At 61.6% G+C, this 14,119-nt stretch carries 10 protein-coding genes; 4 read left to right on the top strand and 6 right to left on the bottom strand.

Annotation, left to right across the window (positions count from 1 at the left end; all coding sequences use genetic code 11):
- Nucleotides 1-54: 54 nt before the first annotated feature.
- The 6 genes from FMN63_RS08485 to FMN63_RS08510 all read right to left on the bottom strand — a co-directional run bounded on the left by FMN63_RS08485 (nt 55) and on the right by FMN63_RS08510 (nt 8,113).
- Nucleotides 55-1,575 (bottom strand): aldehyde dehydrogenase family protein, encoded by a 1,521-nt coding sequence (locus FMN63_RS08485; RefSeq protein ID WP_205513927.1) that lies wholly within the window; start codon nt 1,573-1,575, stop codon nt 55-57.
- A complete protein-coding gene (locus tag FMN63_RS08490; protein WP_148583534.1) occupies nt 1,572-2,345 on the bottom strand; it encodes an enoyl-CoA hydratase/isomerase family protein in 774 nt (257 codons plus the stop codon). The genes FMN63_RS08485 and FMN63_RS08490 overlap by 4 nt, the downstream gene beginning before the upstream one ends.
- Entirely contained in the window at nt 2,342-3,916 is a 1,575-nt protein-coding gene (locus FMN63_RS08495; protein ID WP_148583535.1) for an acyl CoA:acetate/3-ketoacid CoA transferase, read from the bottom strand. The genes FMN63_RS08490 and FMN63_RS08495 overlap by 4 nt, the downstream gene beginning before the upstream one ends.
- A 3-nt stretch (nt 3,917-3,919) precedes the next feature.
- Entirely contained in the window at nt 3,920-4,918 is a 999-nt protein-coding gene (locus tag FMN63_RS08500) for a Gfo/Idh/MocA family protein (protein WP_148583536.1), read from the bottom strand.
- A 333-nt stretch (nt 4,919-5,251) separates the two neighbouring features.
- A complete protein-coding gene (locus FMN63_RS08505) occupies nt 5,252-7,369 on the bottom strand; it encodes a sensor histidine kinase (RefSeq protein WP_148583537.1) in 2,118 nt (705 codons plus the stop codon).
- Nucleotides 7,370-8,113 (bottom strand): response regulator transcription factor, encoded by a 744-nt coding sequence (locus FMN63_RS08510; RefSeq protein WP_148583538.1) that lies wholly within the window; start codon nt 8,111-8,113, stop codon nt 7,370-7,372.
- A gap of 212 nt (nt 8,114-8,325) precedes the next feature.
- On the opposite strand from FMN63_RS08510, the gene FMN63_RS08515 reads away from it, so the two are divergent.
- From FMN63_RS08515 to FMN63_RS08530, 4 genes are all read left to right on the top strand, one after another.
- The gene (locus FMN63_RS08515; protein WP_148583539.1) at nt 8,326-9,366 is read left to right on the top strand and encodes an ABC transporter substrate-binding protein; all 1,041 of its coding nucleotides are present in this window, start codon (nt 8,326-8,328) and stop codon (nt 9,364-9,366) included.
- A 198-nt stretch (nt 9,367-9,564) separates the two neighbouring features.
- Nucleotides 9,565-10,593, top strand: coding sequence for an ABC transporter substrate-binding protein (locus FMN63_RS08520; RefSeq protein ID WP_148583540.1), 1,029 nt, complete (start codon nt 9,565-9,567; stop codon nt 10,591-10,593).
- 234 nt (nt 10,594-10,827) lie between these two features.
- On the top strand, nt 10,828-13,059 hold the full coding sequence (locus FMN63_RS08525; protein WP_148583541.1) for an ABC transporter permease: 2,232 nt from the start codon (nt 10,828-10,830) through the stop codon (nt 13,057-13,059).
- Nucleotides 13,056-14,117 (top strand): ABC transporter ATP-binding protein, encoded by a 1,062-nt coding sequence (locus FMN63_RS08530; RefSeq protein WP_148583542.1) that lies wholly within the window; start codon nt 13,056-13,058, stop codon nt 14,115-14,117. Before FMN63_RS08525 ends, FMN63_RS08530 begins: the two co-directional genes overlap by 4 nt.
- The last annotated feature ends 2 nt before the right edge of the window (nt 14,118-14,119 follow it).

Below are 14,119 nucleotides of genomic sequence, written 5' to 3' on the forward strand. Positions count from 1 at the left end.
CCAGGTCCTCCTGAATCCCGTGGGCGCTTTCTCGATTTCGCACCAGCCTGATCATCATGCCACCCAGGGAGCCCGTGTCTTGCCGATGCGCATGGTCACGGTCTTGGCTTCTAGAAATTCGTCCAGTCCGTATTTGCCAAGCTCCCGTCCCTGACCGCTTTCCTTCATGCCGCCAAAGGGAAGTTCGGCAAAACCGTCCATCCAGGTGTTGGTCCACACCGTGCCCGCATGGGCCCGGCGTGCGAATTCCAGGCAGGTGTGCACGTTCTCGCTCCAGACACCGGCGGACAGGCCGTAATCGGCGTCGTTGACGAGTTCAATCGCCTCATCCAGCGTCTTGAAAGTCAGCACCGACAGCACCGGTCCGAACACTTCGTCACGGGCAATCGGCATGTCGCTTTTCACATCCGCAACGACCGTGGGCTGGTAGAACTGACCGCCCAGACCCGGCACTGACAGAGCCTCACCACCCAGACGGACGGTCGCCCCGGCCTCTGCGGCATCGCGCACATATTTGTCGATCTTGCTCTGGTGGTCGGGCGTGATGATCGCCCCGACCTTGGTCGATGGGTCCAGAGGGTCGCCGAAGGGCACCTTGCGCGACAGCTCAACCGTCGCCTTCACGAATGCCTCGGCAATGTCTTCGTGCACGATGATCCGGGATCCGGAATTGCAGCATTCGCCGGCATTGAAATAGACACCGAAGACGACCGCATCGACGGCGCTTTCAAGATCGGCATCGGGGAAGATGACCTGCGGGTTCTTGCCGCCAAGTTCCAGCGACACCTTCTTCAAGGTTCCGGCGGCCGCCTTGACGATGGCCTTGCCGACACCGGTCGAGCCGGTGAAAGTGACCATGTTGACCCGCTTGTCGGCCGTCATCGCCGTTCCGACCGGATCACCATAACCAAGGACAATGTTGACGACCCCGGCCGGAATACCGGCTTCGATGCAGAGTTCACCTAGAATGACCGTCGTTGCCGGGGTCATTTCGGAGGGTTTGATAACCGCGGCGCAGCCGGCGGCGAGCGCGAAAGGCAGTTTCTGCGACACGATCAGGAACGGGAAGTTCCAGGGCGTGATGATAGACACCACCCCAACCGGCTCCTTGAGCACCAGACCAAGCATATCGCTGCCGAGCGAATTGTAGCTTTCGCCATGCATGGTGCGCGCCAGCGAGGCAGCAAAGCGCCAGATGTCGGACGCACCTTCGATTTCCGCCATGGCCTGGCTGATCGGCTTGCCGGATTCCAGCGTTTCCCAATAAGCGATCCGCTCCCGTTCACGGTCGATCAGGTCAGCGATCTTCAGGAGAAGCGTTGCCCGCTCCTTGCCACTTGTGCGCGACCAGCGCCCCTTGTCGAAGGCAAGCCGCGCCGCGGACACCGCTGCATCAACGTCGCGAGCACCACCCTTCGCAGCCCGCGTGACAACGCTGCCATGGGACGGGGATACGCGGTCAAAGGTGGCCCCGTCAGCGCTCTGGCGCCAGTCGCCATCGATCAGGTGGCGGGCAACGAAGGGCTCGACCGGCAGTTTTGCTTCGCTGATGGAAACGACGTTCAGGTCACTCATGACTTTACTTCCAGGAAATTCGGTTTGCGCTTTTCGCGAAAGGCGGTAACGCCCTCGTTGCGGTCTTCAGTCGGGCTGATCATACCGGAGCCAAGCGCCTCGATCATGGCGCTGCGATCTTCGCCGACGGCTGCGTGGATCATGTATTTGGCCACTTCCACGGCCCGGGACGATTTGCCGGCAAGCTTCTCGGCCATTTCGAAAGCAGCTGATGCCGGGTCGTCGGAAATCTCCGCGGCAAAGCCCGCAGCAAAGGCGCGTTCTGCAGAAATCCGCCGACCAAACAGAGCCATTTCCTTTACCATCGGCTCCCCCAGCAGGCGGATCAGCCGCTGCGTGCCGGACCAGCCCGGCACGATGCCGACAGACGCTTCCGGCAGCGCCAGCGTTGCCCTTGGCGCCATCACGCGAATATCGGCAGTCGCCGCGAATTCCAGTCCGCCGCCAAAGGCGTGGGCGCCAAGCACGGCCACTGTCGGCTTGGAAAGTCGTGCCAGCCGGTCGAAAACCCGGTGGCCTTCGCGCACCCAGTGGCGGGCAAAGTCATAAGGCGAAAGCTCGGACCATTCGAGAATGTCCGCTCCAGCGCAAAAGGCCTTGCTCTCTGCCGCCCTAATTACCACGGCAAGAATGGACGCATCGCGTTCCAGCTCGTCGCAATAAGGCTCGACGGCTTTCAGCATGTCGAGCGTGAACGCGTTCAGCTTGGCTGGATTGTCCAGCTTCAACTCGGCAATCGACCCGTGACGGATGAGATGCAATGCGCTCACAGGCTCAGCTCCATCCCGCTTCTGGACAGAAGAGCTTTCGGCATCTCGACCAGATCGTTGGCAAGCCGGACCCGGCCCCTGGAGGCATCGACAATGTCCCGCGCCGGATCGATGCCCGGCATGACCTCCGTTGCGACCAGTCCTGCGTCCGTCAGATGGATGACACAGCGCTCGGTCACATAGATGACGTCCTGGCCGAGTTCCTTCGCCCTGCGGCCGGAGAACGTGACGTGCTCGACTTCGTCCACCATCTTGGTGAACTTGCCCGGCGTCCGGACCTTCAGCGTGTCTTCCGTCAGCTCCAGATCGGCGCCCGCTTCAAACAAGCCCGAGAACACGATCTTGCGCGCATTCGCGGTGATATCGACAAAGCCGCCGCACCCAGCCGTCAGATACGGCTTCTTGCCGAGCTTGGAGACATTGACGTTGCCGTCCAGATCGATCTCCAGGAAAGACAGGAAGGAAACATCGAAACCACCGCCCTGGAAATAGGTGAATTGCTGAGGCGACGGCATATAGGCATCGGCGTTGGAGGCACAGCCGAAGGCAAACCCCGTCAGCGGCATGCCGCCGGTCGCACCCTGTTCGATGGCCCAGGTGACGGCCTGTTCCTGACCGGCTTCCAGCAGCACCCGCGGCACCATGGCCGAGATGCCAAAACCGAGGTTTGCCGTCTGGCCGGACTTGAGTTCCATTGCCGCCCGGCGCGCGACAACCTTCTCGATGCCATGCTCCGCCAGCGAGAAACTGGACCAGGGCCGCATGATCTCACCGGAGATCGCCGGGTCGTATCCGGTTTCCGTGGTCTGGCGCTGATCGGGATCGACGACGATGAGATCAACCAGGTGACCAGGCACACGGACATCATGCGGACGCAGAGAACCCGAGGCTGTTACGCGCTTGACCTGCGCGATCACCAGACCGCCATGGTTGCGCACCGCGATTGCCTGCTCGAGGCCACCAAGGTAGGCGCCTTCATGTTCATAGGTGAGATTGCCGCGCTCGTCTGCTGTCGTTGCCCGGATGATCGCGACATCCGGCACGATATTGGGAAAATGCAGCCAGGTTTCGCCGCCAAGCTCCAGCCGCGACACGATCGGCCGCTCGGCAGCGACATCATTCATGGCACAGCCCTGGCGGATCGGATCAACGAAGGTGTCGAGACCGACCTTGGTCATGACACCCGGACGCCGGGCAGCAACATCCCGATGCATGTCGAACAGAATGCCGGAGGGCACGTTGTAGGCAGCCACCCGGTTTTCCACCAGCATCTGCCAGATCGCCGGCATCGGCAGGTTGGACGGACCCGAGGGATAGGAGCCTGCGACGATGGTCGACAACAGGCCGTCCTTGGCAAGGTGATCAATCCCCTTGATGCCGTACATGTCGCCGGCAGCAATCGGATGGAGCGTCGTAAGGTTTCGCGGGTGCCCTTCAATGTCGAACCTTGCGCCGATGGCCTCAAGGATCTTGTCCGGGCACCCGAGACCGGAGGAAGAGGAAACGGTGATGACCGCGCCGTCCTGAATGCGGGCGGCGGCATCCGCCATGGAAACGGTCTTGGAGGCCATTGCTCAAAAGCCTCCATAGTTGACGGCAACGACCTTGCCGGACTGAGCAGCTTCGCGCACGGCGAGCGCGACGGCGAGCGACTTGATCCCATCGACGCCATCCGCGGAAGGACGCCCCTTGCCGTTGACCGCATCGGTAAAGAGACCCAGCGCGCGGTGGTAGAGATTGTGCGTGTCGTAGGAGATCGCGTGTTCGCCATCCGCATCGACCAGCCGAACCTCGCCAACAGGCTCCTGGGTCATGACATTGCGAGCAAAGATCGACCCATCCGTGCCGTGAAACTCGATCCCGGTTCCGGCAAATTTGTGCGTGAAGCTTTCATGGGACTGCACCATGGCACCCGAGGGCATCGACCAGACGGACATCACGCTGTCCTCGACCCCGTCTCCCAGGCCTGATGCCGCAGCCTTGGCAACGACCTCCTGCGGGTCTTCGCCCAGGTGGAAACGGATCGTGTCTGCGTCATGCACGGTGATGTCTGGAATGACGCCACCACCGGCAGCCGCGTCGTTGATACGCCAGCCACGCAGCGCGTCCGGCAGATTGACCGCATGGAAGACACGCGCACTCAGCACCTTGCCGATGCGGCCGGACGCGATCAGTTCCCGGATGGCGAGATGGGACCCGGCATTGCGCAGATGGTGGTTGGTGGCAAAGACCACACCCTTGCCAGCTGCGGTGCGCACCATGTCACCGGCCTCGTCCAGGGTCATGGCCAGCGGCTTTTCGCACAGCACATGCTTTCCGGCAGCTATCGCGGCCAGTGCCTGCGCATGATGTTTTTCATTGGTGGTGGAAATATAGACCGCGTCCACGGTGTCATCGGCCAGAAGCGCATCCAGATCCGTGAAGCTCTCGGCAATGCCATGCTCACGGGCATAGGCTTTACCGCGGGTTGCGTCCGAGCTCAGGACGGACTGGATGTCGGCATCCTGCGAACGGATGGCATCGATCATGTAACTCGACGCAATACGGCTCGCACCGATAAGGGCCCAACGCATCCATTCCTCCCGAAAACTTATTATTTTGGAACGTTCCAATTTCTTGATTGGAAGAATTACTGGAACGTTCCAAACGAGTCAAGAGTGGAATACTACGCAGACGTAAATTGCGGAGCGAAGGACGCGATCGGCAGTTGGATGACCCAGGCTTCAACCGAGCGCTCGCGGTGCCCGCAATCCAAACACGCCCCATCATTTCCGTCGGCGGAACAGCAAGCTGATCAGAGAGTAGTCCCCGGATCTGCGCTTCGCTTGTCCGGGGGTGACACAGGTGGTGAGGCGCTCTCAAATACGATGAGCCGGCAAACCTTCCGCGGATGAATATTCAGCGCCTCAGGAGACCGCTTCGATGCTCGGGGTAGCCAACCCGACCTCTTCCACGTCCTTCGGAAACCGCAGCTCGACGGTCGTGCCCTTGCCCGGCTCGGAAAAGATATTTGCCGTGCCGCCGCTTTGCCGAACGAAACCATAGACCACGGCAAGCCCGAGCCCGGCGCCGCCTTCGCTTGTCTTGGTGGTGAAATAGGGTTCGAACGCCTTGTCGACCTCTTCCCGGCTCATGCCGATGCCCGTGTCCCGGACGGAAACCACGACAGCTTCGCCAGTCGAAAAGGTGGAGACCTTGACCTCACCGCCATCCGGCATCGCCGCCGCCGAATTCAGGCAGAGGTTCAGTACGGACTGCTCGAACAGTTCCGGGTCCAGCACCAGCGGCGGCAAGCTCTCGTCCAGCTCCAGTGTCAGGCTGCATTTCTCGCCAATGGCGATTTCCAGAATGTCAGCCATGCCGCGCAGCAAAGACGACATGCCGATGCGGCTGAGATTGGCCGGTTGCTGGCGTCCGATGGTCAACATGCTGCTGGCAAGCGAGCGCCCGCGGTCGGCCGCCTTGCGGATGCGCGCGATGTTTCGGGCCTGACGGTCGTTGAACCCGCCCTCCCGCTCCAGCAGCCCGAGGCTACCGGTAATGATGCCGATGGTGTTGCCAACCTCGTGGCTGAGCTGGTGCGTCAGCCGCATGATACCATCAAGCCTCTGGGCCTTGGCCGCCTCTGCCTCCTGCCGGTCCAGAAGCGTTACATCCCGGGCGAGCAGAACGACACCGTCGTCGCTCTGCCGCGACAGAGAGATTTCCGTAACGGTCCCGTTTTCAGAACGATGGCGCACGGAAAAAGGCGCGCTCAGGGGCCTCCCGTCCGGGGCGCCCGGAAGCAGCTCTGTCCGGACTTCCGGAACAGGCTCCAGAAACTGGACCAGCGGCAGCTTGCGCGCCGCACCCTTGTGGCCCAGCAGCTCGATGACCCTCCGGTTCATGGTAACCGGCTGGCCGGTGGCATCGAAGATGGCAATGCCTTCGTTCATGCTGCGGAAGGTGGACCGGATCGTCCGCGCCGCAGCTTCTGCAGTACGCCGCAACCGGGTGACCCGGTCGACGCTTTCCTTGAAGGCGAGAAAGGCCTGCTGCAGATCCAGGAGTTCCGTTTCATTGCCTTGATAGACCGGCGGCCCGACATCCTTCTGCCCCTTGGCAAGAGCGTTCATGCCGCTGGCCAGGGAGACGATGCCCTTCGACACCCGGATGACCGAGCGGATCGATATCACCGCCATGGTCAGCACCAGCAGCGAAGCCACGGCAACGATCACCAGAAGCTGCTGCAAGGTAGCCGAAGTCGACTGGAAATCCCTGTTGAGCGTTTCCGTCACGATGCCCGACTGGGTCTCGGTGGCAAGGGAGAGTTCGCGCGCAACCGTGTGCAGTCTGGCAATCGCAGCGCGCACGGCGAACATCTCCAGCAGATAGCTGGTCTGTGCCTCGAAAACCCGCTCATAGGGCCTGAGGTCTGCCGGTGGCAACGAGGCCGAAGCCATGCCTGCCACATAGCGCCGCTCCAACTCGCCTAGCTGAAACAGGCTGCCCGCGCTCGAGACCGAATGCACGATGGCGTTCAGCCGCTGGCGAAGTTCCTTCTGGCTCGCCGTGTCTGCAACCGCGATCACGCCCAGCGCGGAGGACACCTCCTCCTTGTAATGTTGCGCGGTTTCGGCCTTGGCAGACAGCGCGAGCGTCTGCGCACGGATCTGGCCGAGCAGTTCGAAGATCCGCGTGTTGGCGGCCCGGTAGGTTTCCTTGCCCGGCGGATAGTCGGGCAGCGAACTCAACAACTGGTCGACCTGCTCCACCAGCAGCCGGCTCTTGCCGGAGACAGTGTATGGCGAGGTCGCATTCATCAGAAAGGGCGCGCTGGAGACAAGGTCCGACACCTGCCGGGAAACGAGCGCGGCATCGGCCAGGCTGGTGAAGGCCTGCAGCCCATAGGCGGCGGTTTCGTCGCGCGCCTTGAGAAGGCCGTAGATCGCGATGGCCGACAGGGTAAAGGCGACGGCACAGATCAGCGCAATGGCGGCAGGCAGCCTGAAGGCGATGGAGGAAAGAACCGACCGGCTGATCATTTAAGATACATGGGCCGGATCCCGATGCAGGATGTAGCCCTTCCCCCGCCGGGTCTTGATGTGTTGTGGCAGATCCGGATTGCGCTCGATCTTGCGGCGAAGGCGCAGGACCAGAACATCGACGTTGCGGTCGATCAGTCGGTCCGTTTCCGCCCCCAGCTGTTCCAGGATCTTCGTCCGGCTCACCGGTTCGTTCGGCGTCGCGGCCAGGATCTCCAGCAGAGAGAACTCCGATGACGTGAGCGTCCGTGTGGGATGAGACGTGCAGACGGCCTTGCGATTGACGAGATCGATCACCCAGTCGCCCAGAAGCAGAGCGGTCGGTTCGTGCTGAACGTTGACCGTCTCCTTGTCGGCACTCCGCAGGGACGGGTGCAATCGCCGGAGCACCGCCTTGATCCGGGCCGTGAGTTCAATCGGCTCGAACGGCTTGACTACATAATCGTCGGCAGCGGTTTCAAGACCCAGCACACGCTCCGCCGCGCTGCCGGCAGCCGTTACCATGACGATGCCGATATCCGTCTGCGATCGCAGCTTCTGGGCAAACACCCGCCCGGACATGCCAGGCAGGTTATGATCGACCAGAACCAGGTGAAAAGCATGCTCCGGCAGGATCCTGGCGGCCTCCTCCGCCGAACGCGCGGCAACCGGCAACCAGCCCTCGGCTTCCAAGAGGTCCGATATCAATTCCGCCATATCCTGATCGTCCTCCACGATCAGGATCTTGATGCCTTCGTTCAGCAAACCTATGTCCTCCCAAGTGGCATCATATGCATAGAGCCGCGTTATGCAAATCCTTGGTTTTTCAATTGCTTGTCACAATTGTAAGGCTTGTAATATTTGTAACTCTTTTCTTTCGCCAGCGAAACAACAGTAACCATTCTCCTGTTGCGAACACTGCCACGTCTGCCATGGTAACAGCTGTCCGGGACCTGGGTTCCGGGCTGGGAGGAAACATGAAATTCATCACGTCACTCGGAGCGGGTGCGGCCGTATGGCTGTCGCTTTCGCTCAACGCCGCTTCGGCGCAGGACCTGAATGTCCTGTGCGCGGTGCAGGTCGAGTGGTGCCAGATGATGGAAGCCGTCTTCGAGGAGAAGACAGGCCTTGATGTTTCCATGGAACGCAGAAGCACCGGCGAGATCCTCGACAGGATCCGGGCCGAACGTGACGCGCCAAAGATCGACGTTTGGTGGGGCGGCACCGGCGACACACATCTGCAAGCTGCAGGCGAAGACCTGCTTGCCCCCTACCAGCCGGCAAACTTCGATGACACGCTGCCCTGGGCGCAGAATTTCTTTCTGATGTCGGGCGGCAAGGCCGCCGGCATTTACGCGGGCGCTCTCGGCTTTGGCTATAACTCGGAAACGCTGGCCCGCCTTGGCCTTGAAGCGCCGTCCTGCTGGAAAGACCTGACAGCCCCGCAGTACAAGGGCCTTGTTCAGATGCCCAACCCGAATTCCTCGGGAACCGCCTATACAATGCTGGCAACGCTCGTCCAGCTTCTGGGTGAAGACGAGGCTTTCGAGTATCTGGCCGCTCTCGCACAGAATATCGACCGTTTCACGGTCTCCGGTGCAGCGCCGGTTCAGGCAGCTGCCCGCGGTGAGACGGGGATTGGCATCTCCTTTATCCATGATGCCGTGACCCAGAAACTCGAAGGCGCCCCCATGGTCATTGTCGCCCCCTGTGAGGGTACCGGCTACGAGATCGGTGCCGTCAGCATCGTCAAGGGTGCCCGCCATCCGGAAGCCGCGCGCCGGTTCGTCGATTTTGCTCTGAGCCCGGAAGGCCAGGAAACCTGCGCTGCCTCGGGTCAAAACCAGATACCCGCCAATGCCAGAGTATCTCTGCCGCCGGCGGCCCCCGATATCTCACTCATTCGCATGGTCGACTATGACTTCGCTACCTTCGGGTCGCCCGACCAGAGACGAAGACTGCTCGACCGTTTCGACAAGGAGGTGCTGCAGACGGCAACCCCTGTAGCCATCCAGTAAAAGACGAGGTCCCGCCCGGCAAGCGCTCGGGAGAGACCTGACATTCGACATTCGAAATTCGACCGGCAACGGACCGTGGAGGCGGCTCCGAACGGGCAAGTTGTGCCTCAAGCCGGTCAACACATCAGCCCCCGGGCTGAAAGAAACGCCTGCCCGTCCGGGCAGGTAAAAGGCTGAAAGCCAAAAGTGGAGGAAACCATGTCTTTGAAAACACTCTCCGTCGCACTGCTTGCAACGGCAGCAACCTATATGGTCACACCGGCCATGGCAGAGGGCGATCTCAACGTCATCTGCTCGGCGGACGTCGTAATCTGCGAACAGCTGCAGGGCGACTTCGAAGCAAAGCACGACATCAAGGTCAACATGGTGCGTCTGTCATCGGGCGAAAGCTATGCGAAGATCCGCGCCGAATCCCGGAATCCGAAAACCGATATCTGGTGGGGTGGCACCGGTGACCCGCATCTTCAGGCAGCTTCTGAAGGCCTGACCCAGGAGTACAAGTCGGCAAAGCTCCCCGAGCTTCATGAATGGGCCCAGAAACAGGCGGAAAGCTCCGGCTTCAAGACCGTCGGCGTTTATGCCGGTGCCCTCGGCTGGGGCTACAACACCGAGATCTTCAAGGACAAGGGCCTTGCTGAACCGACCTGCTGGGCAGACCTCCTGAAACCCGAACTCAAGGCTGAAATTCAGGTCGCCAACCCGAATTCTTCCGGCACCGCCTACACCGCGCTCGCCTCCCTGGTTCAGATCATGGGCGAAGATGAGGCTTTCGACTATCTGAAGGAACTCAACAACAACGTTTCCCAGTACACCAAGTCCGGGTCGGCACCGGTGAAGGCGGCCGCCCGTGGCGAAACCGGCCTCGGTATCGTCTTTATGCATGACGCCATTGCGCAGGCCGCTTCCGGCTTCCCGGTCAAGGCCATCGCGCCTTGCGAAGGCACCGGTTACGAAATCGGCTCCATGTCCATCGTCAAGGGCGCCCGCAACCTGGAAAACGCCAAGGTCTGGTACGACTGGGCCTTGTCTCCGGAAGTCCAGTCCCGCATGAAAGACGCGAAGTCCTTCCAGCTTCCGTCCAACAAGGCAGCCGAAGTTCCGCCGGAAGCGCCGAAGTTCGAGGACATCAAACTGATCGACTACGACTTCGCCACCTACGGCAACCCGGACACCCGCAAGAGCCTCCTGGAGCGTTGGGACCGTGAGATTGGCGCTATCGCCAACTGACCCCAACACCCGAAGAAGCCCGCACTGGCCCTGAAAGCCTGTGCGGGCTTCACCCGGAGGACCGACGGCGCAGCAGAGCGGGCATTCCGCACCATGACATCTGCCGCCACCGGCATCTGACAGATCATGTGCGGCGCCATGGCGCGTCCGCAGTCTCGGCCAGCTTTGCCGGCGCATCGACAAGGATGCGGCGAGGCTTGTCCGTTGTTGAAAACCGAAAATACAGGGGTGGCCATGCTGAGTGGCAACAAACGGCTGAACGCTCTACTCGGGCTGGGGATCGGCGCCTTTCTGATCGTGCCCTGGTACAGGGTGGACCGGGGTTTCTTTTCCTTCGAATGGCCATCGGACTTTCTGGTCTCCTCCGATCTCGCGCCCGGCCTTCTGCAGATCTTTGCCGAAGGTCGTGTCTGGCTTGCGCTCGCGCTGGCGCTGTTTCTGATCGGCGGCAGTGCCCGCTTCATGACAGACGCCAACAAGCGCGGCCGGTTGCTCGTCGTCACCGGCAGCATCGGCATTCTCTTCATGGCGCTTCAGGGGCTTGCCATCAGCTTCACCGGCTGGGCCTGGACATTTCCCGAAACCACCTTCGGAGCCTTGCCGCTCGGTCAGCCTGCCATGGGGGCAGGCGCCATCGTCACCTCTCTGATCTTCGTGCTCTTCATCGCTTTCGGACTTGCCGAACGTGGCTTCATGAAGGGCGATGCCTTTGTCGTCGGATCGATCTCCATCCTGATCTTCCTGGTGACGGTTTTCATCTTCTACCCCATCGGCTCGATGTTCGCCGGCTCGGTGCAGGATTTCGACGGCTCCTTCAAGCCGGACGGGTTCATCCGCAACATGCAGGACCCGGCCATCTGGAGCCTTGATTGCGTCTTTGGCGGCAACCGCTGCGGCGTTGCATGGCGCACGCTGTTCCTGGCCGTATTGTCAGGCCTCGGCTCCACCACGCTCGGTCTTGCCTTTGCGCTGGTCGCCACACGCACCCGTTTCCCGTTCAAGAAGGGCCTGCGGCTCCTCACCGTCCTGCCGATCATCACCCCGCCCTTCGTGATCGGCCTCGCGCTCACGCTGCTTTTCGGCCGCTCCGGCGTCGTCACCCAGGGTCTCGACACGCTGTTCGGCATCGAGCCAAGTCGCTGGCTTTACGGGTTGACCGGTATCTGGATCGCGCAGGTTCTGTCCTTCACGCCAATCTCCTTCCTGGTGCTGATCGGCGTTGTCGAAGGCGTCAGCCCCTCGATGGAAGAAGCCTCGCAAACTCTGCGGGCCGACCGCTGGCGCACCTTCTGGCGGGTTTCGCTGCCCCTGATGAAACCGGGTCTCGCCAACGCCTTCCTGATCGGGTTCATTGAAAGCATGGCCGATTTCGGCAACCCGCTGGTGCTCGGCGGCAGCCACGGCGTGCTCTCGACCGAAATCTTCTTTGCCGTCGTCGGCTCGCAGGTCGATCCGTCCCGCGCCGCCGTGCTGGCGATCATCCTGCTCAGCTTCACGCTGACCGCCTTCCTTGCACAGCGCATGTGGCTGTCGGGCAAGAACTTCGCCACCGTCACCGGCAAGGGCGACAGCGGCGCCCATGCCGGTCTGCCGAAGAGCCTCTCCCTCACCGTCTACGGCATCGTGCTGCCGTGGATGGGGTTCACCATCGTCGTCTACGGCATGATCCTGTTCGGCGGCTTCGTGAAGACCTGGGGTCTCGACAATTCCCTGACGCTGGAACACTACGCCAGGGCCTTCTCGGTCACCTTCCAGGACGGCGCACTTGTCTGGACCGGCGTTGCCTGGAACTCCTTCTGGACGACCATGGAAATCGCGCTCATCTCCGCACCACTGACGGCGGCCGTGGGTCTGCTGACGGCCTATATCATCGTGCGGCAGAAATTCGCCGGCAAGAACGCCTTCGAATTCGCCCTCATGATGAGCTTCGCCATTCCCGGCACCGTCATCGGCATCAGCTACATCATGGCCTTCAACCTGCCGCCCATCGAGATGACCGGCTCGGCCCTGATCCTGGTTGCCTGTTTCGTCTTCCGGAACATGCCGGTTGGCGTGCGCGGCGGCATCGCGGCCATGAGCCAGCTCGACAAGAGCCTGGACGAAGCGTCGCTGACGCTGAGGGCAAACAGCGCCCGTACGCTGCGCAAGGTGATCCTGCCGCTGCTGCGGCCAGCTATCACCGCGGCGCTGGTCTATTCCTTCGTCCGGGCCATCACCTCCATCAGTGCGGTCATCTTCCTTGTCAGCGCGGAATACAACATGGCGACCTCCTACATCGTCGGCCTCGTCGAAAACGGCGAATACGGCATCGCCATCGCCTATTCCTCCATGCTGATCTTCGTGATGATCACGGTTATTGCGGGCTTCCAGTTCCTGGTCGGCGAACGCCGCCTGCGCCGGGAAAACCGCGTCTCCGGCATGGCCAAATCCAGTAAAATTCGTATCGCGCAGGAGAAAACTGCATGACTGACCTCAAACCCGGCTCCGTCGTTTTTGAAAACGTCCGCAAGGACTTCGGCACCTTCACCGCCATTCCGGACCTGTCGATCACCATTGAACCCGGCACGCTGGTAACCCTGCTCGGCCCATCCGGCTGCGGCAAGACCACCACCTTGCGCATGCTGGCAGGCCTTGAACATCCGACCTCGGGCAGGATCCTGATCGGCGGACGGGACGTCACCATGGTTCCCGCGCATGAGCGCGATGTCTCCATGGTGTTCCAGTCCTACGCCTTGTTCCCGCACATGAATGCGCTGGACAATGTGGCCTACGGGCTGGAATCCTCCGGATACAAGAAGCGGGAGGCCCGCGAACGGGCCGAGGAAGGTCTTACCCAGGTAGGCCTTTCCGGCATGGGCCACCGCCTGCCGGCGGAACTGTCCGGCGGCCAGCAGCAGCGTGTCGCGGTTGCCCGTGCGCTGGTGCTGAACCCGCAGGTGCTGCTGCTGGATGAACCCTTGTCCAACCTCGATGCCCGCCTGCGCCGACGCGTGCGCACGGAAATCCGCGAGCTTCAGCAGCGTCTCGGCTTCACTGCCGTTTATGTTACCCACGACCAGGACGAAGCGCTTGCCGTGTCCGACAGGATCGTGGTCATGAAAGACGGCAAGATTGCCCAGGAAGGCGCCCCGCGCGAACTCTACGAAGAGCCCGTATCCGAATTCATTGCCGATTTCATGGGCGAAGCGAATGTCGTTTCCTGCGAGATCGTCGGCCGGGACGGTGACGACGCCCTGATCGATGTCGGCGGCCTGCAGCACCGCCTGCGCGCACGGCAAGCCACCAGCGGCCAGGCCAAACTGGCCGTGCGGCCCGGCTCCGTGATGCTCAATCCGGAAGGAGCGGCAGGTCTCGGCGGTGAAATCCTGACGGCTGCCTATCTCGGCGATCACGTCGAATACGAGATCGAGACCCCGGTCGGAAATTTCTTCGTCATCGATCACTCGGTCGAACGATCCTTCGCGCCCCGCACCGCCGTCTCACTCGGCTTCCGCAACCGGGGCCTCGCCCTGATCGAGGCCTGACG

The sequence above is a fragment of the Stappia sp. BW2 genome (assembly GCF_008107695.1).
Taxonomy (GTDB): Bacteria; Pseudomonadota; Alphaproteobacteria; order Rhizobiales; family Stappiaceae; genus Roseibium.

Bases quoted from the DNA above. Each gene is read 5' to 3' on its own strand.
- FMN63_RS08485 (WP_205513927.1), bottom strand. From the start codon at position 1,575: ATGAGTGACCTGAACGTCGTTTCCATCAGCGAAGCAAAACTGCCGGTC.
- FMN63_RS08495 (WP_148583535.1), bottom strand. From the start codon at position 3,916: ATGGCCTCCAAGACCGTTTCCATGGCGGATGCCGCCGCCCGCATTCAG.
- FMN63_RS08500 (WP_148583536.1), bottom strand. From the start codon at position 4,918: ATGCGTTGGGCCCTTATCGGTGCGAGCCGTATTGCGTCGAGTTACATG.
- FMN63_RS08505 (WP_148583537.1), bottom strand. From the start codon at position 7,369: ATGATCAGCCGGTCGGTTCTTTCCTCCATCGCCTTCAGGCTGCCTGCC.
- FMN63_RS08515 (WP_148583539.1), top strand. From the start codon at position 8,326: ATGAAATTCATCACGTCACTCGGAGCGGGTGCGGCCGTATGGCTGTCG.
- FMN63_RS08520 (WP_148583540.1), top strand. From the start codon at position 9,565: ATGTCTTTGAAAACACTCTCCGTCGCACTGCTTGCAACGGCAGCAACC.
- FMN63_RS08525 (WP_148583541.1), top strand. From the start codon at position 10,828: ATGCTGAGTGGCAACAAACGGCTGAACGCTCTACTCGGGCTGGGGATC.
- FMN63_RS08530 (WP_148583542.1), top strand. From the start codon at position 13,056: ATGACTGACCTCAAACCCGGCTCCGTCGTTTTTGAAAACGTCCGCAAG.